Below are 23,088 nucleotides of genomic sequence, written 5' to 3'. Positions count from 1 at the left end.
TTTTGATTAAGACTGCAAGCCGGAAGGATAAGTCTCTGTGCATATAAGGACTATTCCTACATAAAACATCAAATTTTATTATTAGGCTATCGCACGTTTTTAGGTGGGCGCTTTTAACACTGCCGAAAAAACAGAGGTTGTTATTGTGCAGACTTGAGGAAGTACCCATGTCCATTTCTTTTCGCTCCAAACACCCGAACACTCTCAGACTGATGATGGCGGCGACATTGATCGCTGCGCCCCAGGCTTATAGTCGAACCCTGTTGCCAGGCGAGAGTGAAGTGGTCACCAATCCGCCAGCACCAGAAGCCTGGGTGGTGTCCCAAGGGGGCACCCTGACCATCGACGACTCGACGGCCCTGACCATCAGTTCACAAAGTGCGAATGTCATTTTCAACGGTGGCCAGAGTCAGCGTATCAATGCGAACACCTCTTCGTTGAACATGTCCGGCGCTGAAGTCAATAGCGCCACGGGCCGGGGAGCGATCCAGCTGATCGACAGCAGAGCAACGATCGACAACTCGACAATCACCAGCACCAACAGTTTCGGGCTGTTGCTGGGACGTAACATCAGCACCCCTGCATCTTCCTCTGCCACCGTGACCGGTAACAGTGTCATCACTGGCGCTATCGGTGGCGCGCAAGCCGTAGGCTTCGCCGTCCTGAACGTTGCGGACTCCAAAATTGTCGGCACGGGCGCCAACAGTTATGGCGTACAACTGGGCGGCGCAACGCTTTCAGCAACGGATAGCACGATCACCGGGGGAAAGGATGGCTTGCAAATCGTGACTGACACGGTCGGCATCAGCGCCAGCACCGTGACGCTCCATAACACCCGTATCACCAGTGGAAGCGGATCGGCCATCGTTCTTGGCTCGTCAGGGAATGCCGGGACTGTCGCCACCATCGATGTTAGCGGTAATTCCGAGCTGGTTGGCGGCAATGGCTCAGTGTTGCAAGCGACCAACCGCTCTACGGCCAACTTCAATGTCAATGGCAGTACTCTGACGGGTGACGTGATTGCCGAAACCAATAGCACTGTTGCTCTTGTCATGCAGAACGCAGCCACGCTCAACGGCGACCTGCAAAACGTTACGAAGTCACTATTCGACTCCTCCAGTACCTTGAACGGCAATGTACTGGGAATCGCCGGGACGGCAACTACGGTTGGAATCGACAACAAATCGACGATCAACGGCAACGTCAACAATGTGGCCAGCCTTTCTCTGAACAATTCCAGCGCACTGACCGGAAACGTCACCGGCGACGCGAACAGTGTCGTTGTTCTGAATAACGCTTCTGCCATTAACGGCAACATCAACAACATCGCCAAGCTCTCGCTGGACAATGCCAGCGCTCTGACGGGCGATGTCGACAGTTCCAGCAACGGTACTGTGTTGCTGAACAACAATTCGACGCTCACCGGGCAGATCAACAACTCGGGAAGCCTGAATATCAACAATGCCGCGCGATGGGTGATGACGGGTGACAACACCGTGCAACGCCTGGCGCTGGATGGCGGTATTGTTCGCATGGGCACAAACGAGGAGTTTCAGCAACTCAACGTCGGCGATCTATCCGGTCACGGTACCTTTGTGATGGGCACGGATCTGGGCAATGGAAATACCGATTTTTTAAATGTCACGGGCAATGCCAGCGGGCAACACCAACTGCAGATCGCTGCTACCGGCACGACGCCTGTCACGGCCGAAGCGGTGAAGGTCGGCAATATTGCTGCAGGCGACGCCAGCTTCTCGCTTGGCGGGCGTGAAACGGTTGATGCCGGCGCTTTCGTCTATCGATTGAAACAGGATGGTCAAGGCTTATACCTCAACCCGGACAGGGAAACCGTCAGCACTTCGACCAACACAGCGTTGGCCTTGGCTGGCAGTGCGCGCAGTGTATCGAACGCGGAAATGAACCTGCTTAATTCTCAGATCGGTGATCGCGGCCTCAGTATCCGACCCAACGCAGCAATGCGCGCGGCCAGTGAAAGCGATACCACCAAGTTGAGCAACAGTGTCTGGGTACGCACGTATGGCAACCAATACAACGTCAAGAATGCTTATGGCGACGGCTATACACAAAACCAGACCGGGATTACCGGTGGTGCCGATACAACGGTGAATATCGCCGGTCAAGATGCGGTATTGGGCGCATTCGTTGGTACAAGTCGGACTGATATGGATCTGAAATATGGTTCCACGGCAACCATTGATAGCGTGAGTATCGGCGTTTACGGCAGCACCTTTGATCCTGTGAGCGGTATATTCATCAACGGTTTGCTCAAGATCAACCAGTTCAACAACAAGGCCAAAGTCACCATGAGTGACGGTACCCGGAGCAAAGGAGACTACAAAGCCTTGGGTGCGAGTGGTGCGGTCACGGTGGGCAAGCACTATCGCTTTGGAGGGGATTGGTTTCTTGAACCTCAAGTCGGCCTGTCAACGGGGGTAACCCAGAGTGACAGCTATCGGCTGGACAACGGTCTTGAAGTTGATGCAGATACCATGCGTTCGGTGCAAGGAAACATCGGCATCCGGGGTGGACGTTTGTTGACACTTGAAGGTGGTGCCTTGCTGGAACCCAGTGTTTCGCTGGGGGCAAACCATGAGTTCGTCAAAACCAACGAAGTCAAAATCAACGACGATAGCTTCGATGACGACCGCGCCAGTAGCACGCTGGAGTACCGTGCCGGGTTGAAGTGGACACCTGCTCAGCGAAACTGGCAGGTCGCGGGCGAAGTCGGCGGCGGTGCAGGCAATACCGTTTCTCAGGACTGGAGCGCGAGTTTGAGAGTAAGTCATTTCTTCTGAACACATGTCATTCAAGTGCCCTGGCGATGCCGGGGCATTTTTTGTGTCGCAAACGCTCCGCTGTAGCTCAACCGAACAATCCAGCAGCGATATTGATTGAAAATCCTAGAATTGCTGTATTGAAAACAAACCCTATCAACGACTGCGCCAGCACGATTTTCCGAATATCTCGAGTTGCAACCCCAACATCGGCCGTCTGCACGGCAACACCGATGGTGAATGAAAAGTACAGAAAGTCCCAGTAATTGGGAGTGGTCAGCCCTTCGGCGAAACGCAGCGCCGGCTCTTTGCCGTTCCAGGTGTAAAACAACCTTGCGTAGTGCACGCAGAAGATCACTCCTATCAGCAGCCACGAGCCGGTCACCGTCAGCGCTGTGAACCCGTAGTGCATCAGTTTGCGTGAGGTTTCCAGATCTCTGCTGCCGGCCAGTTCGAGGGTGATGGTGGCGAGGCTCGCCAATGCGGCGATGCACACCACAAACAGCACCAGTCCGGCGTTCTCATCTTCGACTTCGGCGATGCGACGCACATCCGGGGCCTTCGCGCGTATGGTCAGCCAGAACATCAGGATCAGGTAAGTCCAGACACCGGCGTTCCAGCCGATGAGGATTTTGCTGACGATGGAGTCGGCCGGAACCAGCAGGCCGGTGGCGAGGCCGAGCACGGCGGCAGCGGAAAGGCGAGGGTGGGTGCGGGCGAGCAAGCGCATGGGGACTCACGTTGGTGAACTGTCAGCGCACCATAGCGCAGGCGATACGGCTTTTGTAGGAGCTGCCGAAGGCTCGGGCCGCGATCGGACGATCTTTTGATCTTCTAAAAGCAAAGTCAAAAGATCGCAGCCTTCGGCAGCTCCTACAATTAGATCAGTGTCGTTTGGTGAATCGTTGTACGAGCTTCATGACGACGACGAAGAACACGGGGACGAAGATGACTGCCAGCGTAGCGGTGATCATCCCGCCGATCACGCCAGTGCCGATCGCTTGCTGACTCGCCGAGCTGGCACCCGTGGCGATGGCCAATGGCACCACGCCGAGAATGAACGCCAGCGAGGTCATCACGATCGGCCGCAAGCGCAAGCGAGCAGCCTGCAACGTTGCATCGATCAGGTCGTGACCTTCGTCATACAGGCTCTTGGCAAACTCGATAATGAGGATCGCGTTCTTCGCCGACAGTCCGATGATGGTGATGAGACCGACCTTGAAGAACACATCGTTGGGCATGGCACGCATTGTCACCGCCAACACCGCGCCGAGCACGCCCAGCGGCACCACCAGCAATACAGAGGTCGGAATCGACCAGCTCTCATACAGCGCCGCCAGACACAGGAACACCACCAGTAGCGACAAACCGAGCAACATCGGCGCCTGATTGCCGGACAGACGCTCCTGCAACGACAACCCAGTCCATTCCTGGCCCAAGCCCTTCGGCCCCAACGCTACCAAACGCTCGATTTCCGCCATCGCTTCGCCAGTGCTGTGCCCAGCTGACGGTTCGCCGGAGATGGCAATCGCCGGATAGCCGTTGTACCTGGTCAACTGCGCCGGGCCTTGAATCCAGGTGGCCTGGACGAATGCCGACAGCGGCACCATGTTCCCAGCGTTGTTGCGCACGTGCATTTTCAGCAAATCATCCACCTGACTGCGCTGATCACCTTCGGCTTGCACGACCACGCGCTGCATGCGGCCCTGATTGGGGAAGTCATTGATGTAGCTGGAACCCACCGCAGTGGACAGCACATTACCGATGTCGGCGAACGAAACGCCCAAGGCATTCGCCTGCTTGCGGTCTACGATCAGTTGCACTTGCGGTGCTTCGGCCAGCGCGCTTTCACGGACGTTCATCAACACCGGACTTTTCTCGGCGGCGGCGAGCAGTTCCGTACGCGCCTGCATCAACGTCGCATGGCCCAGGCCACCGCGATCCTGCAAACGGAATTCGAAACCGCTGGACGTGCCAAGGCCATCCACCGGCGGCGGCAGCACCGAGAAGGCCATGGCGTCCTTGATCTGACTCAACGCAGCGTTGGCGCGATCGGCAATCGAGCTGGCAGCATCGTCACTGCCACGTTCCGACCAATCCTTGAGCGTCGAAAACGCCAGCGCCGCATTCTGGCCGCTACCGGAGAAGCTGAAACCCAGAATCACGACACTGTCACTGATCCCCGGCTCATCGGCGTTGTGCGCTTCGAGCTGTTCGGCTACTTGCACGGTGCGGTTCTTGGTCGCGCCCGGCGGCAGCTGGATATCGGTAATGGTGTAGCCCTGATCTTCTGTAGGCAGAAACGAAGAAGGCAGGCGCGCAAAACAGAACCCAAGTCCAATCAACAGGACTGCGTAGATCACCAGGTAGCGACCAGTGCGCTTGAGCGCATAGCCGACCCAACCCTGATAGCGATCGGTCAGTTGCTCGAAGCGACGATTGAACCAGCCAAAGAATCCGGACTTCTCGTGATGCTCACCTTTGGCGACAGGCTTGAGCAATGTTGCGCACAACGCCGGCGTCAACGTCAGGGCGAGAAACGCCGAGAACAGAATCGACGTGGCCATGGACAGCGAGAACTGTTGGTAGATCACGCCGACCGAGCCCTGCATGAACGCCATCGGAATAAACACCGCGACCAGCACCAGAGTGATGCCGATAATCGCGCCGGTAATCTGCGTCAATGCCTTGCGCGTGGCTTTCTTGGGCGACAGGCCCTCCGTGGCCATGATCCGTTCGACGTTCTCCACCACGACGATGGCGTCATCCACCAGAATGCCGATGGCCAGCACCATGCCGAACATGGTCAGCACGTTGATCGAGAAGCCCAGCGCCAGCATGGTCGCGAACGTGCCCATCAGCGCCACCGGCACCACCAGCGTCGGGATCAGCGTGTAGCGCACGTTCTGCAGGAACAGGAACATCACTGCAAACACCAGCAGCATCGCTTCGCCAAGGGTGTAGATCACTTTGGTGATCGAGACTTTGACGAAGGGCGAGGTGTCATACGGAATCTTGTACTCCACGCCCGCCGGGAAGTAGCGCGCCAGCTCGTCCATCTTCGCCCGCACCAGCGTTGCGGTGTTCAGTGCGTTGGCGCCGGGAGACAGCTGCACGCCGACGGCGGTGGACGGCTTGCCGTTCAGGCGAGTGCCGAACTGATATTCCTGACTGCCGATTTCGACGCGCGCGACATCACCGATGCGCACCGTGGAGCCGTCGCGGTTGGCCTTGAGCACGATGTCGGCAAATTCCTGCGGCGTCGACAGCTGGCCTTTGACCAGAATCGTCGCAGTGATTTCCTGTGTGGAAGGCGACGGCAAATCACCGATGCTGCCCGCTGAAACCTGGGCGTTCTGCGCAACGATGGCTTCGTTGACATCGGCCGGCGTCAGGTTGAAGGCGATGAGCTTCTGTGGGTCGATCCAGACGCGCATCGCCCGCTCGGCACCATACAACTGCGCCTTGCCGACACCGTCCAGGCGCTTGATCTCGGTCATCACATTGCGCGCCAGATAATCGCTGAGCGCCACGTCATCGAGCTTGCCGTCGCTGGAGGTCAGGGTAATCAGCAAGAGGAAACCGGAAGAGACCTTCTCCACCTGCAAGCCTTGCTGATTGACCGCTTGCGGCAGACGCGACTCGACAACCTTCAGACGGTTCTGCACATCGACCTGCGCCAGTTCCGGGTTGGTGCCCGGCTGGAAAGTTGCCTTGATCGTCGCGCTGCCGAGGCTGCTCTGCGATTCGAAGTAGAGCAAGTGATCGGCGCCGTTGAGCTCTTCCTCGATCAGGCTGACCACGCTTTCATCGACGGTCTGCGCCGAGGCGCCTGGGTAGACGGCATAGATTTCGATCTGCGGCGGTGCAACGTCCGGGTATTGCGCGACCGGCAACTGCGGAATGGCCAGCGCACCGGCCAACAGGATGAACAGGGCGACCACCCAGGCAAACACCGGGCGGTCGATAAAGAACTGCGGCATATAAGAGCGTCCTGCTTACTGACCAGCGGTCTGGGCAAGTGGAAGAGGGGTTTCGTCGACCTGTACTTTTTCCCCGGGACGGGCGTGTTGCAGGCCTTCGATGACAATGCGGTCGCCGGGCTTCAGGCCGCCGGTGACGATCCAGCGATTATTCTGCACCGCACCCAGTTGCACCCGTTGCTGCGCCACGCGCATCTGCTCATCGACGGTCAGCACCTGGGCAATGCCGGCACTGTCACGCTGCACCGCGCGTTGCGGCACGGTAATGCCGTTCTGAATGGTTGCCTGTTCAAGGCGTACGCGGATGAAACTGCCCGGCAGCAGGTCGAGATCCGGATTGGGGAATTCACTGCGCAGGATGATCTGGCCAGTACCCGGATCGACAGTGATGTCGCTGAACAGCAGCTTGCCGGGCAATGGATACAGGCTGCCGTCATCCTGAATCAGCGTGGCCTTGACCTGATCCTGACCGACTTCCTGCAACTGCCCGGAACGGAACGCCCGGCGCAGTTCATTGAGCTCGCGAGTCGACTGGGTGAGGTCGGCATGGATCGGGTTGAGCTGCTGAATCAGCGCCAGCGGCGTGGTTTCGTTCTGCCCCACCAGCGCACCTTCGGTGACCAGCGCGCGGCCGATGCGGCCGGAGATCGACGCGGTGACGGTGGCATAACCGAGGTTCAGTTTCGCCCGTTCCAGCGCTGCCTTGCTGGCGGCGACATCAGCGGCGGTCTGCCGGGCAGCGGCGCGGGCGTTGTCGTAGTCCTGACCGCTGATGGCCTGGTCCTCGATCAACTGCGCATAGCGTTGTTCTTGCAGTTTCGCCTGAAAAGCGTTGGCCTCGGCTTTGCGCAGCGCTGCTTCGGCACTGTCCAGATCGGCCTTGAAAGGTGCCGGGTCGATGCGGAACAGCACATCGCCCTTTTTCACATCGCTGCCTTCGCGATAGGTGCGCTGCAACACCACGCCCGCCACTCTCGCACGCACTTCGGCAATCCGTGGCGCGGCGATGCGCCCACTCAGTTCGCTGCTGATCGACAGGGGCTCGGTTTTAATGGTCTCGACGCGCACGGTGGCCGGCGGCGTCTGCTCTTCGTCGTTCGAGGATGAATCACAAGCGCTCAGCGTCAGCGCCAATGCGATCAGGCCGAGCCCGGCCAGCAGTTTTCCAGACATGTACAACCCCCAATATTGAAGGCCGCATCCTACGGCCAGACGGGGAGGTTAGCGGTGAAGCTTTGTAGCTGCTGTGTGAAATTGTGTAAGGGTTTTGCTCCGTGGCGGGTGAGGGCGTATATCCTGCAGGCCTTGAAATTTATTGCGACAGTTCGATCGCTTTCGCGAGCAGGCTCGCTCCCATTCGCGAGCAGGCTCGCTCCCACAGGAGATCGCATTTCAATGTGCGAGCGAATGAGCCCTGACTGTCGCCCCAGCATTTTCTGGAACACCCCATGCCCAACATCCTCCTGGTCGAAGACGACACCGCCCTCGCCGAACTGATTTCCAGCTACCTGGAGCGCAACGGTTACTCCGTCAGCGTCATCGGCCGTGGCGACCATGTGCGCGAACGGGCGCGGATCAGCCCGCCGGATCTGGTGATCCTCGACCTCATGCTCCCGGGCCTCGACGGCTTGCAGGTGTGCCGCTTGCTGCGCGCCGATTCAGCGACACTGCCGATCCTCATGCTCACGGCCCGCGATGACAGCCATGATCAGGTGCTGGGCCTGGAAATGGGCGCTGACGACTACGTCACCAAGCCTTGCGAGCCACGGGTGCTGCTGGCGCGGGTGCGTACCTTGTTGCGGCGCAGCAGCCTCGGCGAGCCGTTGGCCGTCAATGACCGGATCGTCATGGGCAATCTGTGCATTGACCTTTCCGAGCGCACCGTGACCTGGCGCGATCAAGCGGTTGAGCTGTCCAGCGGCGAATACAATTTGCTGGTAGTGCTGGCCCGCCACGCCGGCGAAGTGCTAAGTCGCGATCAGATTCTGCAGCGGCTGCGCGGCATCGAGTTCAATGGCACTGACCGCTCGGTGGACGTGGCGATTTCCAAACTGCGGCGCAAGTTCGATGATCACGCCGGCGAGGCGCGCAAGATCAAGACTGTGTGGGGCAAGGGCTATCTGTTCAGCCGCTCCGAGTGGGAATGCTGAGCTGATGTTTCGCATTCTGTTTCGCCTGTATCTGGTGACGATCGTCTCCTATAGCGCGGCGATCTATCTGGTGCCGGATCTGGTGGTCATGGCCTTCCGGGATCGCTTCGTCACCTACAACCTGGACTTTTCCCGAGGTCTGCAATCGCTGATCACCAAGCAGTTTCATGCTGCGCCGCAAGAGCAGTGGCCGGAGATTGCAGCGGCGATGGACAAGGAATTCCAGCCGCTGCACATCGTCCTGACGCCAATCGACGACCCGGTGTTCACTCCCATCGAGCAGGAGCGTCTGCACCGTGGTGAAAACGTTGTGCGCATCGGCGACTGGGGCTGGCGAACATTGGCGGTGACTCCGCTGAATGCGGACATGGCCGTGCGCATGGTCGTGCCGCCCGATCCGGTCGACGTCGATCTTTTGTACTGGAGCATCAACGTGCTGATCGGCGCCATGTTGCTCGGCTGCCTGCTGCTCTGGTTGCGCCCGCACTGGCGCGATCTTGAACGTTTGAAGAGCACTGCCGAACGCTTCGGCAAGGGGCATTTGAGCGAGCGAACCAGAATCGCCCCGAGTTCGAACATCGGCAGCCTCGCCAACGTGTTCGACACCATGGCCGGCGATATCGAGAACCTGCTCAACCAGCAGCGTGATCTGCTTAACGCCGTTTCCCATGAATTGCGTACGCCGTTGACGCGTCTGGATTTCGGCCTGGCATTGGCCTTGTCGGAAGACTTGCCGGCCGCCAGCCGCGAGCGCTTGCAGAGCCTGGTCGCGCACATTCGTGAGCTGGATGAATTGGTGCTGGAGTTGCTTTCCTACAGCCGTTTGCAGAATCCGGCGCAATTGCCCGAGCGCATCGAGGTGTCGCTGGATGAGTTCATCGACAGCATTCTTGGCAGCGTCGATGAGGAGCTGGAGTCGCCGGAAACCGTGATTGACGTTCTGTTGCACGGCCAGCTCGAACGCTTCGCGCTGGATCCGCGCCTGACCGCTCGGGCCATCCAGAACCTGTTGCGCAATGCCATGCGCTATTGCGAAAAGCGCATTCAGATTGGCGTGCAGGTCATTGCCGGCGGGTGTGAGATATGGGTTGACGACGATGGCATCGGCATTCCCGACGACGAGCGCGAGCGGATCTTTGAACCGTTCTATCGGCTCGACCGCAGCCGTGATCGCGCGACGGGTGGGTTCGGCCTCGGTTTGGCGATCAGCCGCCGCGCACTGGAAGCGCAGGGCGGTACCTTGACGGTTGAAAGTTCGCCGCTGGGTGGGGCGCGATTCAGGCTGTGGTTGCCGGCCATGGCCTGAATATCCTAACGGACATCGGATGATTGAATCAGGCTGACGCCGGCCTCTTGCATCCGCGCTATGGCGGCTGCCAGCGAACCGTCCAGATCAATCGCGCGACAGCCATCCAGCACCACACAGACATTAAAACCCGCCGCGCGCGCATCCAGTGCCGAAAACATCACACAGAAATCCAGCGCCAGGCCAACCATGTAAACGGTATCGATGCTGCGCTCTTTCAAATAGCCGGCGAGCCCGGTGGTGGTGCTTCGATCCGCTTCGAGAAAAGCCGAGTAGCTGTCAATATCGGGATTGCACCCCTTGCGGATGATCAATTGCGCGTGCGGTAGATCCAGTTCCGGATGAAATTCGGCGCCGACACTGGCTTGCACACAGTGATTGGGCCACAACGTTTGTGCGCCGTACGGTAACTCAATGACATCGTAGGGCTGGCGCCCAAGATGGCTGGACGCAAACGAGATATGCCCGCTCGGGTGCCAGTCCTGCGCAATCACGACTTGCCTGAACTGGCGCGCGAGGCGGTTGATCAGCGGCACAATCTGTTCACCTTCAGGCACCGGCAATTGGCCGCCGGGAATGAAGTCGTTTTGAACATCGATGACCAGCAATGCAGCGCGGGACGAAATGGGCACGGGGAAATCTTCCTGAGAATAAAACCTCGGCCAGTTTAGCAGGGCTTCTGTCAGCCGCTGGTCTGCAGCACGCATTGCTGGGTTTTACTGTCCCACACCTGGCCTTTCGGACATTCGGGCTTTTTCACGGCGTCGCTTTCATCGACGGCGAAAGCAGCAGGGCTGGACAGGGCGGCGACCAGCAGCGGGACGGCGAACAGCATTTGGCGGATATTCATGGTCGATCTCCACTTTCATCGGCTTGGAGCAGAAGTTGTTGTTCTCCTTTGCAGTGACTGTTCAGTTCTGCGGAAGATTCAAAGTTCTGCAGCGGGCCATTGACTTGTCATCCAACGGCAGGCTAATTTCAGTCCATGACTTTCACCGTATCGCGCTGCCAGCCAAGCATTATTACCGCCATTCCTCATTTGGCGGGCTAGCTCACGACTGCAGCACCCAACCCGCCCTAGAGGCGGGTTTTTACTTTCTGTCTCCGGGGTTCTGAAAACTGTCAGGAGACGACCATGCCGCACAGCCCCGACCAGCAAGCCCTGCTTGAGCATTACGTGAAAAAGATCCTGGCAGCGCCGGTGTACGACATTGCGGTGCGTACCCCGTTGCAGCCTGCGCCGGCATTGTCGCAAGCATTGGGCAATCGGGTCCTGCTCAAGCGCGAAGATCTGCAACCGACGTTCTCTTTCAAGATCCGTGGTGCTTACAACAAACTCGTGCAACTGAGCGATGAGCAGCGAGCGCGGGGAGTGATCACTGCGTCGGCGGGTAATCACGCGCAGGGTGTAGCGCTGGCGGCACGGGAGTTGGGCATCTGCGCGACGATCGTCATGCCGTCTACCACCCCTGAGCTCAAAGTGCTCGGGGTGCGCAGTCGCGGTGCCGAAGCATTGCTGCACGGTGAGAGTTTTCCCTTTGCCTTGGCCCACGCGCTGCAACTGGCCGAGGAGACAGGACGCACGTTCGTTTCACCCTTCGATGATCCTGACGTGATCGCCGGCCAAGGCACCGTGGCAATGGAAATCCTGCGCCAGCATCAAGGCGCGCTGGATGCGATCTTTATCCCGGTCGGCGGCGGAGGTTTGATCGCCGGTATCGCGGCCTACATCAAATACCTGCGCCCGGAAGTGCGGATCATTGGCGTCGAATCCGAACATTCGGCCTGTCTACAAGCCGCATTGCGCGCGGACGAGCGGGTGATTATACCAAGCGTCGGTACCTTTGCCGATGGCGTAGCGGTGGCGCAGATCGGCGCGTATGGCTTTGAGGTTTGCCGCTTCTGCGTAGATGAAGTGATCACGGTCAGCAATGACGAGCTCTGCGCCGCGATCAAGAATATCTACGACGATACACGTTCGATCACTGAACCTTCAGGTGCGCTGGCTGTTGCGGGGATCAAGCAGTACGTGGCGCGCAGTGGGGTTCGCGATCAGACATTCGTCGCCATCGACTCCGGGGCCAACATCAACTTCGACAGCCTGCGCCATGTCGCCGAGCGCGCCGCTGCTTGCGGCGTGCCGGCGTAACAAGCGCTCCGGTTATTCCGGCAGGGCGGTGCCGACTTTGTCCGACGCCGACCAGATGCGATAGCGCACTTCGACGTCCGAAGGCGCGTACACCACGACTGGCAGCTTGCTGTTGTAGCGCAACATGAAGCCATCACCGACGACCGGAACGAACGCGCGCTTTTTCTTGCTGCCAGGCGGGCAGGCCATCATCGTGCTCATCGGGCCGATGACCTTTTCCAGGCGATAGAACGGATAGCCCCAGCCTTGCAGATTCTTTTCATCGAGCACACCGCCCAGACGCTGGCGATTGCAATCCACTTCGAGGGTTCTGCCAGCGAGAATTTCAACCTGGAAATTCTCTTCCTGCTCTTGTTTCGGCAGATGGATGACCTGACGGGTAAACCCGGCTTCGGCTTTGGGATACGGCGCCACGTCTTCGAGCTTGGCGGCGTGGGCGAGGGTGGAAAGGTTGGCGATTAACAGCCCAGTGATCGCGCAAATGCGTAAGGAATTCATGGAAGCCTCCGTGCGAGTTGAATTGCAATGGGAGACATTCTTGCCGTCATGGTCTTCGAAAGCAAATTCGGCCGGAGATTGCAGATTGCAGTGGATGGGCGGTCGGTTCATGCATTTTGCAAATAGCAGGATACTGGCCATCTTTCCAAGTGCTTGATTTTGCAGGGCGCCAAACGAACCGATCAAAGGCACGTTTTATGCGTTCTTCCGGTGAGGCGCACCGGATTTGGACGCCTACACTCCAATGGGCATTTCGCAGTACCACCATTTGCCGCACCAAGGAAACAGCGGGGGCACACCCGTGAAGGCGCAGCAAAGGGTCAGCGTGAATACTTGATTGGCAATCGCACAGAAAGGAGAGGGTTCGCCATGTTTTTATCTGCCTTGGAATTACGCAATATCATTGAAAGCAGCTTCCTGCCGAAACGCTGCCAGTGCACGCTGTCACCCGACTTGTCGATGTCCGTCAAAGTATTTGGCGACCATCGGACCGACCAAGCCGATCTCTACGTCAGTGGAATCGACGCCAGCCGACTGAACAGCTGCCGTGAAATCAACAACCTGGTCGCTGGCCTGCGTTCCGACCTCGGGCAACAAACCACGACACATCAAACCAGCGCTCGTTCTCGAGCCGTTTAACCCACCGTTTCACCCAGTTCGACCGTCTCGCGCCGGGCCTGCACGAAACCCAGGCCCAGCGCGAACTCGACCAGCACCGCGAGCAAAATCCCGGGGCCGGCATGGCCATTGAGCCATTCGCCAAAACCCAACGCCGCCAAACCGAAACAGCCGACGATAAAACCATTGCTCAGCGCACTGCGTGCCGCTGACGGCGGAGCATTGCGCAGCAAATAAAACATCACCCCCAACGCCGCAAACAGCCCCGCGCTGCGCCTTGCGACTACGCCAGTGCCTTCCGAATAGCCAATACTCCAGATCGCCAGCAACACCTCCGGAAAAAATCCCCAGACCAGCGCCAGCAGAAAACACAGGATTGAAGAGAAGCTCGACAACGTGCGAAACGACAACTGCATGGCCAGTCCTTGCGGCAGTAGGGAAGGCCCCGAGCATAACCGCCGGAGCCACCCCACGCCTATGGCGAACCGGAAAATCAGAAGCGTCTGTCAGTTCTGCCGACTGCATGCGTCAGATAATTTCCTGTAACTGATTTGTGCGGGCTTGCCGGTGTTGTCGATGTATTTCATGTCGGCGGTGATGACTTTGCACTCGAAGGTCGGCGGTTCGGTTAGCGAAAGTACCTTCGCCACGTGTAGTGGCATGCCGTATTGGTAGGGTGTTTGATTCGATGTGGCGGAGGTGTCGTTGGCTTGGGCCAGTGCGGCGTATGAGCAGCAGGCGAGGGTGGCGGTGAGCAGGAAGGGACGAATGTTCATGAGAGGACTCCAGCGTAACGGATAGGCGCCCGGCACGAAGCCGAACGAGCCTGCCGCACTGGGCGTCAGCGGGGGAGAGCTGAGGGTGTGCGGTGATATGGAGTCTCTGACTGTGGCGTTAAGGCTGAGTTAACCGATTTGAACATGAGCTGAGTTATTTACGGTTGCTTTTCCCTTGTCTCGGGCATTTGTCGTTTGCGATATGAATCATTAGGGTACGGGCTTTGACGTGCTCGAAAAAAATTAATGATAAGGCTGTACTGCTAAATTTCAGTACCCTAACTTATCTGGAAAAAACGAGAGCGGTGGGTGAGTGGCCTTCCACGTTTTTGCGAGTTCTTTTGCTTTTTCTAATTGCTCTTTTGACAGCTTTTTTTCTACTTCCGGCAATACGTCGTTAACGTTGTTTATTACGTTTCCACCACCATCAAGCTCCAGTAGATTCGACAATAGTGCGTATGACTTTACCGGGTCTGATTGGAATCCGTATTTTGGTTCAGCTTCGCCAATATATGACGCGTAACCAAAAACTGCAGATGCATAGCCTGAGGCTGCAGCTTTTTCATTCCATTTTCTAAATGATGACAAATCGGCTTTTTCAATCCTGGTAGCGGCAAATCCCATCATGGCTGGTGGATAACCATTCTCTGCAGCGGCTTTCATCCATTTTTCGATTTCATCTGATCTGCTAGAGGGTAGTAGGAACATGCCTCCCCCCTCTTGATACTTGGTCGCTAAACGAAATTGCGCTAATGCAAAACCTTTTTCTGCGGACTTTTCAAGCCATTCATCGTTTCCTGTTATCTCCCATAGTAGGTACATCGACTCAGCGTCACCATGAGATGCCTGATCTGTAGCAAGGGTTTTGGCTTTGTTCATCCAATCTTTAGTTGATTGCTCAGAGGAAGAACAATTATTCATAGTTACGCACAAATCTTGATCCGCGCCGCCGAGCCGAATCATAGAATAAATATTGCCTTTCTTTGCTGACTCCTCGTAAGCCTTTTGCGCTTCTTGGGTCATATATCTGTTGTTTTTTCTTATTGATTCTCCTAGATAGTAAAGTGCTTCATCATCACCGCCTTCGGCTGCTATTTGCAATGTTTCAGTTGCGGAGATGGCCTTGTTTTGATTGTATAGTTCAATGCCCTTGATTTTTGCCTGAGATTGTTCGTTCGTAAGCGCCAGTGACTGGGGCGACGCTAACGTTAATAAAATAAGCGTAGTGGTGATCACTTTTGGTAGTGTAAGTGCTAAGTTGTTTCTCGGTTGCAGTTGTTTAGCTGGTATATCGGTCTTTGTGAAACTTTTGAAAACGATACGGCAGAGCGCGAACGACAAGGCTGTCGATTGTTCTAATTGGGGAAGATTAGCCTCGTACCGGTTATTTCTTGCATTCTGCTTCATTACTAATTAAAAACCTAATTTCCTTGGAAAGAAAGAAAGGGGCGGGTGGGTGGCCTTCCACTCAATTGCATATTTTTCCGCTTCCTCAATCTGGTTCGATGTCATTTTTGCAGCAATTTTAGGAAGCTTCCCTTCCACATAGACTTGAACGTTTCCACCGCCATCCAATTCTTTAAGCAAAGAGACGAGTGCGTAGCCCTTGATCAAATCGACGGGGTAGCCAACTTTGTCGGGCGTGTGGGAAAGATATGCACCATAGGTTGCGACGGCATTTTGATAACCGGTTTTCGCCGCTTCTTCCCACCAATGCCGAACACCTGCCAGATCATTTCGCTGGGAAAGAATCGAAATATATTCGATCATTGCAGGAGGGTAACCTCCTTCCGAAGCAGCCTTTAGCAACTCCTCCTCGGCACTCTTTCTTTTCCAAGGTAGCAAAAATGTGCCTTCCCCCTCGGCGTAACGATTAGCGAGCAACCACTGTGACGGCGCATATCCAGCCGCTGCTGATTTCTGCAACCAATCCAACTCTGCAGTCGCGTTGTAAAGCACAGCCATCGCTTCGCCGTCGCCACCCAAAGCGCGAGGTGTAGCAGTTTTTATCAATAAATCTAGCCAGTCACTTGGTTTTTTACTACTAGCAGGACATTGGTTGACAACCGAGCACAGGTCTTCCGATACGGTGGCGAGTTTAAACATCGCATAATAATCACCCTGTGATGCTGATGCCTCGTACCATTTTTGCGCTTCGACAGTCATTCCTTGTTTTTTTTGATGAAGCTCGTCAGCTAAATAGAATTGTGCTTCCGCATCGCCCGCTTCGGCTGCTATGCGAAGTTCCAGTTCTGCTGGTTTGTATTGATTGAAAAGCATTATCCCACGAGTTTTTGCGGCCTGCTGAGTTGGTGTAAGCTCGGCAAGTACGTTGTTTGATAAGAGGGTTGCAATTGCGGTTGCTATATATATAAGTGTGCGCGACATTTTTTTATCCCTTGATGTATGTAGCTGGAGGGACATATTTTGCTTTTCCGCCAGGAACAAAAGTTTGTCCGTAGTATCGGGTTCTGTGACAAAAGCCATCTAGGTTCGCGCCTAAAAGGTTCACGTGCGCTTTATACCGGGCACGCATTTCGTCGTTCGCATCGTCGTGCAGTCGCAGAATTGCTTCTGACATGAAATTGTCCATATGCAGTCGATTCTCGCAATATAGCTGTTCTGCTTCGTCTGCGGCTTTGGTTCCGAACCGATTCATGCTCATGCATGCTTCTTCAAATTGAGCTTGGGCAAGGGTTATTGTTCCTTGCTTTTCCGCTTGGCGGACAATCAATCCTAGTATGCGCTCAACAGCCTGCTGCTGAAGCAGTTGACACTGGTCTTTTGTATAAGACTTTTCTGTGGCTTTAGAGCTTGCACTAGGCGCTCCATATTCCGAAATCTTGAATTTCTCCGGCGCGGAAATCAATGTCATCAACATTGGGCCAAGCGCACCTGGAGTCGCTGCCAAGATCCATTGGTCTAACTCAGCTTGATTATGATAATTCATAATCGTATGAGCGATAATTACTCCTCTGCCGCCCCCGGTTAACGCCTCATATAACGACATCACCATATCAACGCCTTGCATGTAAGTCATCGCCACTTCCATCCCGGCAGCGCCAAGAAAGTTTAGTTTGTCGATGTAGTCGGCGGCTTCGTCCGTCACAAAAATTAGCGATTTATCCTGATTTTTATGCATTTCCCGTCGCAGCAAGTTAATCAAGTCAGTAACACCGTCATAGCCTACTTCAAATTGAAATTCGCCGCCGACACCAGCGCCGACGATGACGGAAGCCTTGAACCGCATGATGAAGCGGCCTTCATGCAAGGAGATCCCAATATCTGCCGTAGTACCCAGCCCATACGCGGCAGTAAAGCCTGCTGTGAGTCTGGCCAGGCTCGCCCATTGGCTAGCTTTCGCGTTGTTGACGGTGTTCGCCATGCCGGGCGAAGGGGCGGTGCGCAACACAGCGATATCTTTCGGCGGAGCCCAGTTCAAGGCGCCTGTCAGTAGAATCCCAGCCTGAACTCCTGCAAAGAGATTGAATTGGGCTTTAGCCCCATCTTCAACCCGTACTTTCGCGGCGTCGCCCGCCAGAACAGGTTCGCTTCTAGTTGTAGTTGCTACGGCATTGGTGGTCTCCGGACGTTTTGCATCGGTGATTTCCGGAAGATTGAGGCCGCCTTGTACGTTTGCACGTCCCAACTGCACGCTGGAGGAGAGGAGGAGGGTAGCGCCTGTGTAGCCCCACGCTCTAGCGCCCAAATGGATCGAAAACCTGCCGAGATTCAGGTTTTTGCGGTTTTTCTCGTAATCCAGGTACGGGATCAGGATGTCTTTTGCTTGATCTTTACCCGGCAGATCCATCTTCATCAACTCAACTTCACCGCGTGCCAAGTCAATCCCAAGGCTGGCTTCGGCTTTGGCAGAGGCCTTGAAGTTATCGGTGACGCTGAAGCTCGGACCAGTGACCTTGGTTCCAGTGTGGATGGAGGACTGTGGTGGCGTGAGGCAACGAACCAATTGTGCTTGAGGACTGTTATCGAACAGGCGCAACGAACTTCGAACTTCTTCTTTGAACAGCAGCTGCCGAAGGCGCAGCCCCCAGTCTTTGCGGGCGCCTGCGTCCTCAATAGTATCCACTGTCAGTTTTTTCGACTTGAGATAGGAATGGAAGAGTTCTACATCGAACCAGCCTTTTTCATCGAACCAGTTGCTTTCCTGATCCTTGATGGCCATCGCGCCTTCGAGGCGTAGCCATTCATGGAAAGGGTTATCGTCTGTGTCAGTTTGCGCTTTCCCGTTGCTGTTGCCGGGAAGTTTCTGCAGGTCTTTGCTTGCAGTAGCACCGAGCGCGCTTACGTCTTTTTTCAAGGCTTTTTCAATGCCTTCCAGATTAAGCAGACTCAAATGCTTGACCGGACTGTTGGGGCTATTGAAAAGCGCCACTTCGCGCAACGGAAAGCCAGCCTTGACCAGGCGCTCTTCCGGTTTCGGCTGAAATTGCTCTGGCTCCCACAACAGATGGCGCAGTGGTAGGGCTGCGGCTACAGCGGCTTCTGCATCATCGCGAAGCTTCATGCGCTCTTGTTGAATGCGCTGCCACTCGGTTTTTTCAGCCTGCACGATGCCCGCTGGTGCCGCTACGTTTTGGCCGCTGGCGTCAATCCAGGCTTTGTATTTGGTGCGGATTTGTTCAGCCAGTTTGACCTGCCGCTGTTCCATCTCGAGATATGATTTGAATTTCTCGATACCTGCGCTGATTTCGCCTGTGTCAGGAATGAGGGCAAACTCAGGAAGTGCCAAGCCATAGTCGGCGACTTTCAAAATCGAATCGATATAGGCAGCAAAGTCTTTTTCGATTTTTTTGCGTTCCTTGGCCACGTCGTTCAAATAACCGCACATCCGGGCCTTGCCATCGATCACACAGTTTGTGGCGTCCAGATACGCCTTCTTGTTCTTCTTGAAATCTTCTTCTTTGAGAGTAGTCAGCTTGCCGCTGGCTGTGAGTGCCGCACGGGCTTTCAGATAGGTCTGAACACGAGTTCTAGCCTCAAGAGCACCGGGCGAAAACAGGTTGCCACTTTCATAGATATAGCCAGCTATCTTGGCTTGCTCTATTGCTACAGCCTTCAGCTTCTTCCACTCGTTGTAGAGTCGTTGCAGCTTTTGCCCCTCGGAGTTGGCCTCAAGCAGGCTAGCCTGTTGCTGACCGGCCAGTGCCCGGTTCCGTGCGTACTCACTCTGATCCGGCAACTTCTCCAGCGCCGCTGAATTTCGGGCGTCACGGCTCACGGATTTCAAGCGCATGGCCATGGTTGGCTGCGCAATATCCGGCTCCTGAGCTTCGATTTCCAGCATTCGGCTTTTCTGTTCACCTTGCAGGAAGTTTGACAACTTGGGTTCGAGGAAGTACTCGAGCAACCCCGCGGTGTTCATCCCCTTTAAACGTTCCTCAGGAGACTTGCTTGCGCTGATATGTTGCTCAAGTTCATTCATCGCTTCTTTGATCGAGCTTGCAGCGCGTTCAGGCAGCAGATAGAACATTCTTTCCTTGGTTGCGTAGATCACCTCGCCATAACTTGTCGAGCAAGCCGTTTCCACTTTGTCGAACGCGTTGGGGCAACTGGCAGGCATTACAGGCTGAGGATCAAGCTCCAAGGCAGGTTTCGTTTCAACCGGTGTCGACGGGGCTGAGGCAGTTGCCGCAGAGCTGTCGCGATCTACCTTTGTTGCTTCTGAGATTTCAGTATCCATTTCGCTTCCATTCATTCTTAACGGACGGGTTCATCAAGCAACGCTGGTGGTGAGTTGCTGCAGCTGCTGTACTTTGATGAACGACTCTTCCCTGGATTGCAGGATGGCCATTGCCTGTGGCTGTGTTTCAAGCAGTGGGCCATTTGTGATTGACCCCAGCTTCAGCAAGTGACGGCCTTCGTAAATATTGTGGGCAACCAGCACATTGAGGTTTGCCACAAGGTTGGGCAGATGCTCATCGCTCGGCTCGCCGTAATCTGCGTGATGTTCATCTGCCCAATAAATCCAACCCAAATGCTCTTGAACGTTCGCCGCGGATGGCGGCAGGCTGAACACTGAAGTATCGCCCAGCCATTCGACTTCCGAGACGGCGCGCCAACTGAGCCATGGACCTTTATTGCGCCCAAAATGAACCGGCGCTGGGCTGTATACGTGCTGCCAAGGGCCGAACAGCTGATGGGAGTTGTCGCCAGCGGTATAGGCCAGCGCGGCCCACAGGCTTGGCTTGTGGTAGCTCAGCAGGCTTTGTCCGCCAGAGCCATCATTAGCGCGCAAGAGCCAGCGCGCATGGGCGAGCGCTTTGTCAGAATCAGCTGTGGTAATGGCAATGCCAGAGAAATTTTCCTCGCACAGCTTTGCTGCCTCGGCCGCAAGGCGACTGCCCCACGGCGCGGTGATCCAGAGCGGACCGTCAGCGGCGATCTCAGCGAAGGCGGTTTTGAGGAACAGGCTCTGTGCATCTACCACCGGTTCGCCAACACGATAAAGGCGGCTCATCGCGTCAGGCTGTCGAACCGGGTCAATAATGAAACACACTGTTGATTCAGAGCTTTCTCTCGGTAAATCAACGAACCCATGGCGTGGAGCTTCGAGGAGTGCGCTGAGCGCTTTCACATGCATGTGCAATCCTTACGGCTGCAGGCGCCGTTGCTTTGCTTGCCGCACAACGGCGTTATTCCAGACTCATTCAGACGTTTGGGCAGCGGGACAGGGACTTTCCCCGCCTTATCCGCATCCACAACCTTCATCGGCCCCGGCAACAACGGCGCCGCCGGCGTGCCCACCCCGGGCGAGCCGCCGGTATTGACCTTCACCTCAGCGCCGCTGATGGTCACGCCACCCGCATCGACCTTGACGAAGCTGCCGCCAGCCTTGGCGGTCAGTTCCATGGCGCCTTCGACCACGACTCTCTGGCCGGCGTAATAATGGATTTCATTGCCGGCCTCAACAAACTGCCCCGTCCCCACCTTCACATGCTGCGTCACACCCACCGTCAGGTGATCATCCGCGCGCATTTCGCTGATTCGGTCCAGATGGGTGATCCGATGTTCTTCGACCTTGAACTCGCTGAGCACATTGGCTTCAACGGTGTCATGCCGTTCGTTGCCGACGCGGATTTTCTGGTCGTGTTCGATGTTTTCGTCCCAGTCGCGCTGGGCGTGGATGTAGATCTGTTCGGCGCCTTTTTTGTCTTCGATGCGGAATTCGTTGTAGCCCTTGCCGCCCGGGGAGCTGAGGGTTTTGAATGTGCTGCGGGTCTTGTTGGCGGGCAGGTCGTAGGGGACGACGTTTTCCTTGTGGTACAGGCAGCCGGTGACGAGGGGCTGATCGGGGTCGCCTTCGAGGAAGGTGACGAGGACTTCCATGCCGATGCGCGGGATGGCAATGCCGCCGTACGCTGCGCCGGCCCAGCCGCTGGCGACGCGCATCCAGCAGGTGGTTTTGTCGTCGGACTGGCCGTCGCGGTCCCAGTGGAACTGCACTTTGATGCGGCCGTACTGGTCGCAGTGGATTTCTTCACCGGCAGGGCCGGTGACGACGGCGGTCTGGCTGCCGAGGACTTTCGGTTTCGGGTGTTCGAGGGCAGGGCGGTAGTGCGCGTCCCACGGGGTGGCGAGGAAGCTGTTGCGGTAGCCCTGGTGGAAATCGCTCTTGTTGTCGGTGACGTCGCTGGTGACGTTTTCACCGAGCACTTGCGGCTGTTTGCCTTCGTGGAAGACTTCCAGCAGCAGCCACAGGTCGTTCCACTCGGCGCGCGGGTGTTCGGCGAGCGTGAGGAAATGGCCGCTGGTGAGGGTGGGTTCATCACCTTTGCCTTCGGCGAGTTTGTAGTCGCTGCGATGGCGTTCGAGGGCGCGGGTCGAGAGGAACTTGCCGCGCTCGCGGGTGGTGAAGCGGCCGGGGTAATCGTAGTCTTCCAGGTCGGGGGCGAATTCGGATTTGACTGCGCCTTCGGGCAGCAGCTTGGGTTTTTCGAAATCGTAGTCGCGACGGCTGACGCGGGTGGTGCGGGTTTCCAGGCGCAGGTTGAAGCGCTTGATCACCGGTTTCTCCGCAGCCATGCCGGAGTCCTGCTGGTAGCTGACCGGCTTCAGTTTGCGGAACACGGTCTGGTCGTCGCCGAACACCAGTTTGTGGCCGCTGCTGCTGTGCTGGAAATGGAAGTGAATGCCTTCCTCTTCGCACAGACGCTGGATGAAATGCAGGTCGGACTCGTCGTATTGCACGCAATACTCGCGTTCCGGGTACTCGGCGCCGAGCTGGAAGCTGTAGGCGTCAGAGAGAATGCCGCGATCTTCCAACACCTGGGCGATGATTTTCGGCACCGTCAGTTGCTGGAAGATCTGCTGATCATGGTTGTGCTGCAGATAGGCCAGTTGCGGCATCAGGCTGATGCTGTAGCGGGTCAGGGTCTTGCCGGAGTCGCCCTGCTCGATGCGATAGACCTGGCCGTGAATCTTGCCTTCGCCGGTGGCGCCGAACGTCAGACAGGCGCGCTTGTGCAGCAGCTCTTCGAGCTTCAGGTCGGGGCGGGCGCTGACCAGTTCGAGGTCGAAACGGAACGGTTCGTTGAGGGCTTCGCGACCGGTGAAGCTGAGGACTTGCAGGTCGGCGTTGGCGTCTTCGATCGAGAGGGTGATGTGGGTTGCATTGGCGTCCAGCATGCCTTGAATTCCGTCCGTTGAATAAGCAGGTGATGGATGTTGCAGGATTAGACGGCCTCATTCAAGGCGCAAATGGCGTAGGTGTGGGGCCTTGATGCCATAGGGAAAACCCTTAGGAGGGCGATTTGGGTCAGTGAAATCGGGCCTTTCATAGACTTTGATGGTGT

At 56.4% G+C, this 23,088-nt stretch carries 17 protein-coding genes and 1 pseudogene; 5 read left to right on the top strand and 13 right to left on the bottom strand.

From position 1 onward, the window contains the following. Window positions 1-167: 167 nt before the first annotated feature. Entirely contained in the window at window positions 168-2,816 is a 2,649-nt protein-coding gene (locus tag J5M66_RS12810; RefSeq protein WP_243432990.1) for an autotransporter outer membrane beta-barrel domain-containing protein, read from the top strand. Between the two features lie 67 nt (window positions 2,817-2,883). Here J5M66_RS12810 and J5M66_RS12805 read toward each other — a convergent pair whose 3' ends face one another. From J5M66_RS12805 to J5M66_RS12795, 3 genes are all read right to left on the bottom strand, one after another. Next, window positions 2,884-3,525 (bottom strand): DUF1345 domain-containing protein, encoded by a 642-nt coding sequence (locus J5M66_RS12805; protein ID WP_123442354.1) that lies wholly within the window; start codon window positions 3,523-3,525, stop codon window positions 2,884-2,886. Window positions 3,526-3,679: 154 nt separating this feature from the next. Next, window positions 3,680-6,778 carry an efflux RND transporter permease subunit gene (locus J5M66_RS12800; protein ID WP_207808905.1) on the bottom strand — a complete coding sequence of 1,033 codons (3,099 nt, stop codon included), beginning with the start codon at window positions 6,776-6,778 and terminating at the stop codon, window positions 3,680-3,682. Between the two features lie 15 nt (window positions 6,779-6,793). Continuing rightward, window positions 6,794-7,951, bottom strand: a complete 1,158-nt coding sequence (locus tag J5M66_RS12795) for an efflux RND transporter periplasmic adaptor subunit (protein ID WP_207808903.1) — start codon at window positions 7,949-7,951, stop codon at window positions 6,794-6,796. A 275-nt stretch (window positions 7,952-8,226) separates the two neighbouring features. Here J5M66_RS12795 and J5M66_RS12790 point away from each other — a divergent pair, with 275 nt between their 5' ends. Together J5M66_RS12790 and J5M66_RS12785 are read left to right on the top strand one after the other, a co-directional pair. Then, window positions 8,227-8,928 carry a response regulator transcription factor gene (locus tag J5M66_RS12790; RefSeq protein ID WP_016774890.1) on the top strand — a complete coding sequence of 234 codons (702 nt, stop codon included), beginning with the start codon at window positions 8,227-8,229 and terminating at the stop codon, window positions 8,926-8,928. A gap of 4 nt (window positions 8,929-8,932) precedes the next feature. Further along, window positions 8,933-10,234 (top strand): ATP-binding protein, encoded by a 1,302-nt coding sequence (locus tag J5M66_RS12785; protein WP_207808901.1) that lies wholly within the window; start codon window positions 8,933-8,935, stop codon window positions 10,232-10,234. Window positions 10,235-10,239: 5 nt separating this feature from the next. Here the strand turns inward: J5M66_RS12785 and pncA are convergent, their stop codons facing one another. Next, entirely contained in the window at window positions 10,240-10,866 is a 627-nt protein-coding gene (gene pncA, locus J5M66_RS12780) for a bifunctional nicotinamidase/pyrazinamidase (protein ID WP_122698179.1), read from the bottom strand. Between the two features lie 50 nt (window positions 10,867-10,916). After that, complete coding sequence (locus tag J5M66_RS12775) at window positions 10,917-11,084, bottom strand: hypothetical protein (protein ID WP_159894620.1); 168 nt, start codon at window positions 11,082-11,084, stop codon at window positions 10,917-10,919. 285 nt (window positions 11,085-11,369) lie between these two features. On the opposite strand from J5M66_RS12775, the pseudogene ilvA reads away from it, so the two are divergent. Further along, a pseudogene (gene ilvA / locus J5M66_RS12770) lies at window positions 11,370-12,359 on the top strand (threonine ammonia-lyase, biosynthetic); the annotation flags it as partial. Between the two features lie 36 nt (window positions 12,360-12,395). Here the strand turns inward: ilvA and eco are convergent. Beyond that, window positions 12,396-12,881: a serine protease inhibitor ecotin gene (gene eco / locus J5M66_RS12765; protein WP_207808897.1), complete on the bottom strand. Its 486-nt coding sequence runs from the start codon at window positions 12,879-12,881 to the stop codon at window positions 12,396-12,398. A gap of 369 nt (window positions 12,882-13,250) precedes the next feature. Here eco and J5M66_RS12760 point away from each other — a divergent pair, with 369 nt between their 5' ends. Then, window positions 13,251-13,520: a DUF1652 domain-containing protein gene (locus tag J5M66_RS12760; RefSeq protein ID WP_207808894.1), complete on the top strand. Its 270-nt coding sequence runs from the start codon at window positions 13,251-13,253 to the stop codon at window positions 13,518-13,520. Here J5M66_RS12760 and J5M66_RS12755 read toward each other — a convergent pair. From J5M66_RS12755 to J5M66_RS12725, 7 genes are all read right to left on the bottom strand, one after another. Then, a complete protein-coding gene (locus J5M66_RS12755; protein ID WP_207808891.1) occupies window positions 13,517-13,915 on the bottom strand; it encodes a hypothetical protein in 399 nt (132 codons plus the stop codon). The two genes, J5M66_RS12760 and J5M66_RS12755, sit on opposite strands and share 4 nt — an antisense overlap. A 90-nt stretch (window positions 13,916-14,005) precedes the next feature. After that, complete coding sequence (locus tag J5M66_RS12750) at window positions 14,006-14,275, bottom strand: DUF2790 domain-containing protein (RefSeq protein ID WP_207808889.1); 270 nt, start codon at window positions 14,273-14,275, stop codon at window positions 14,006-14,008. Window positions 14,276-14,545: 270 nt separating this feature from the next. Further along, window positions 14,546-15,682 (bottom strand): sel1 repeat family protein, encoded by a 1,137-nt coding sequence (locus J5M66_RS12745; RefSeq protein WP_243432989.1) that lies wholly within the window; start codon window positions 15,680-15,682, stop codon window positions 14,546-14,548. 6 nt (window positions 15,683-15,688) lie between these two features. Further along, on the bottom strand, window positions 15,689-16,663 hold the full coding sequence (locus tag J5M66_RS12740) for a sel1 repeat family protein (protein ID WP_207808887.1): 975 nt from the start codon (window positions 16,661-16,663) through the stop codon (window positions 15,689-15,691). A gap of 4 nt (window positions 16,664-16,667) precedes the next feature. Next, the gene (locus J5M66_RS12735) at window positions 16,668-19,976 is read right to left on the bottom strand and encodes a hypothetical protein (RefSeq protein WP_243432988.1); all 3,309 of its coding nucleotides are present in this window, start codon (window positions 19,974-19,976) and stop codon (window positions 16,668-16,670) included. Between the two features lie 33 nt (window positions 19,977-20,009). Continuing rightward, window positions 20,010-20,876: a DUF4123 domain-containing protein gene (locus tag J5M66_RS12730; protein ID WP_122611354.1), complete on the bottom strand. Its 867-nt coding sequence runs from the start codon at window positions 20,874-20,876 to the stop codon at window positions 20,010-20,012. Further along, complete coding sequence (locus J5M66_RS12725) at window positions 20,867-22,921, bottom strand: type VI secretion system tip protein VgrG (protein ID WP_133336252.1); 2,055 nt, start codon at window positions 22,919-22,921, stop codon at window positions 20,867-20,869. The genes J5M66_RS12730 and J5M66_RS12725 overlap by 10 nt, the downstream gene beginning before the upstream one ends. Between the last annotated feature and the right edge of the window lie 167 nt (window positions 22,922-23,088).

Origin of the sequence: Pseudomonas sp. 67(2021) (genome assembly GCF_017491835.1) — a bacterium.
GTDB classification, from domain to species: domain Bacteria; phylum Pseudomonadota; class Gammaproteobacteria; order Pseudomonadales; family Pseudomonadaceae; genus Aquipseudomonas; species Aquipseudomonas atacamensis.
Note: the sequence above shows the minus strand (reverse complement) of the source record. Positions and strands in the feature narration are given on the sequence as shown.

Excerpts from the sequence above, each read along its gene's own strand:
- J5M66_RS12810 (WP_243432990.1), top strand. The coding sequence starts at position 168 with ATGTCCATTTCTTTTCGCTCCAAACACCCGAACACTCTCAGACTGATG.
- J5M66_RS12805 (WP_123442354.1), bottom strand. The coding sequence starts at position 3,525 with ATGCGCTTGCTCGCCCGCACCCACCCTCGCCTTTCCGCTGCCGCCGTG.
- J5M66_RS12800 (WP_207808905.1), bottom strand. The coding sequence starts at position 6,778 with ATGCCGCAGTTCTTTATCGACCGCCCGGTGTTTGCCTGGGTGGTCGCC.
- J5M66_RS12795 (WP_207808903.1), bottom strand. The coding sequence starts at position 7,951 with ATGTCTGGAAAACTGCTGGCCGGGCTCGGCCTGATCGCATTGGCGCTG.
- J5M66_RS12790 (WP_016774890.1), top strand. The coding sequence starts at position 8,227 with ATGCCCAACATCCTCCTGGTCGAAGACGACACCGCCCTCGCCGAACTG.
- J5M66_RS12785 (WP_207808901.1), top strand. The coding sequence starts at position 8,933 with ATGTTTCGCATTCTGTTTCGCCTGTATCTGGTGACGATCGTCTCCTAT.
- J5M66_RS12775 (WP_159894620.1), bottom strand. The coding sequence starts at position 11,084 with ATGAATATCCGCCAAATGCTGTTCGCCGTCCCGCTGCTGGTCGCCGCC.
- eco (WP_207808897.1), bottom strand. The coding sequence starts at position 12,881 with ATGAATTCCTTACGCATTTGCGCGATCACTGGGCTGTTAATCGCCAAC.
- J5M66_RS12760 (WP_207808894.1), top strand. The coding sequence starts at position 13,251 with ATGTTTTTATCTGCCTTGGAATTACGCAATATCATTGAAAGCAGCTTC.
- J5M66_RS12755 (WP_207808891.1), bottom strand. The coding sequence starts at position 13,915 with ATGCAGTTGTCGTTTCGCACGTTGTCGAGCTTCTCTTCAATCCTGTGT.
- J5M66_RS12750 (WP_207808889.1), bottom strand. The coding sequence starts at position 14,275 with ATGAACATTCGTCCCTTCCTGCTCACCGCCACCCTCGCCTGCTGCTCA.
- J5M66_RS12745 (WP_243432989.1), bottom strand. The coding sequence starts at position 15,682 with ATGAAGCAGAATGCAAGAAATAACCGGTACGAGGCTAATCTTCCCCAA.
- J5M66_RS12740 (WP_207808887.1), bottom strand. The coding sequence starts at position 16,663 with ATGTCGCGCACACTTATATATATAGCAACCGCAATTGCAACCCTCTTA.
- J5M66_RS12735 (WP_243432988.1), bottom strand. The coding sequence starts at position 19,976 with ATGGATACTGAAATCTCAGAAGCAACAAAGGTAGATCGCGACAGCTCT.
- J5M66_RS12730 (WP_122611354.1), bottom strand. The coding sequence starts at position 20,876 with ATGCATGTGAAAGCGCTCAGCGCACTCCTCGAAGCTCCACGCCATGGG.
- J5M66_RS12725 (WP_133336252.1), bottom strand. The coding sequence starts at position 22,921 with ATGCTGGACGCCAATGCAACCCACATCACCCTCTCGATCGAAGACGCC.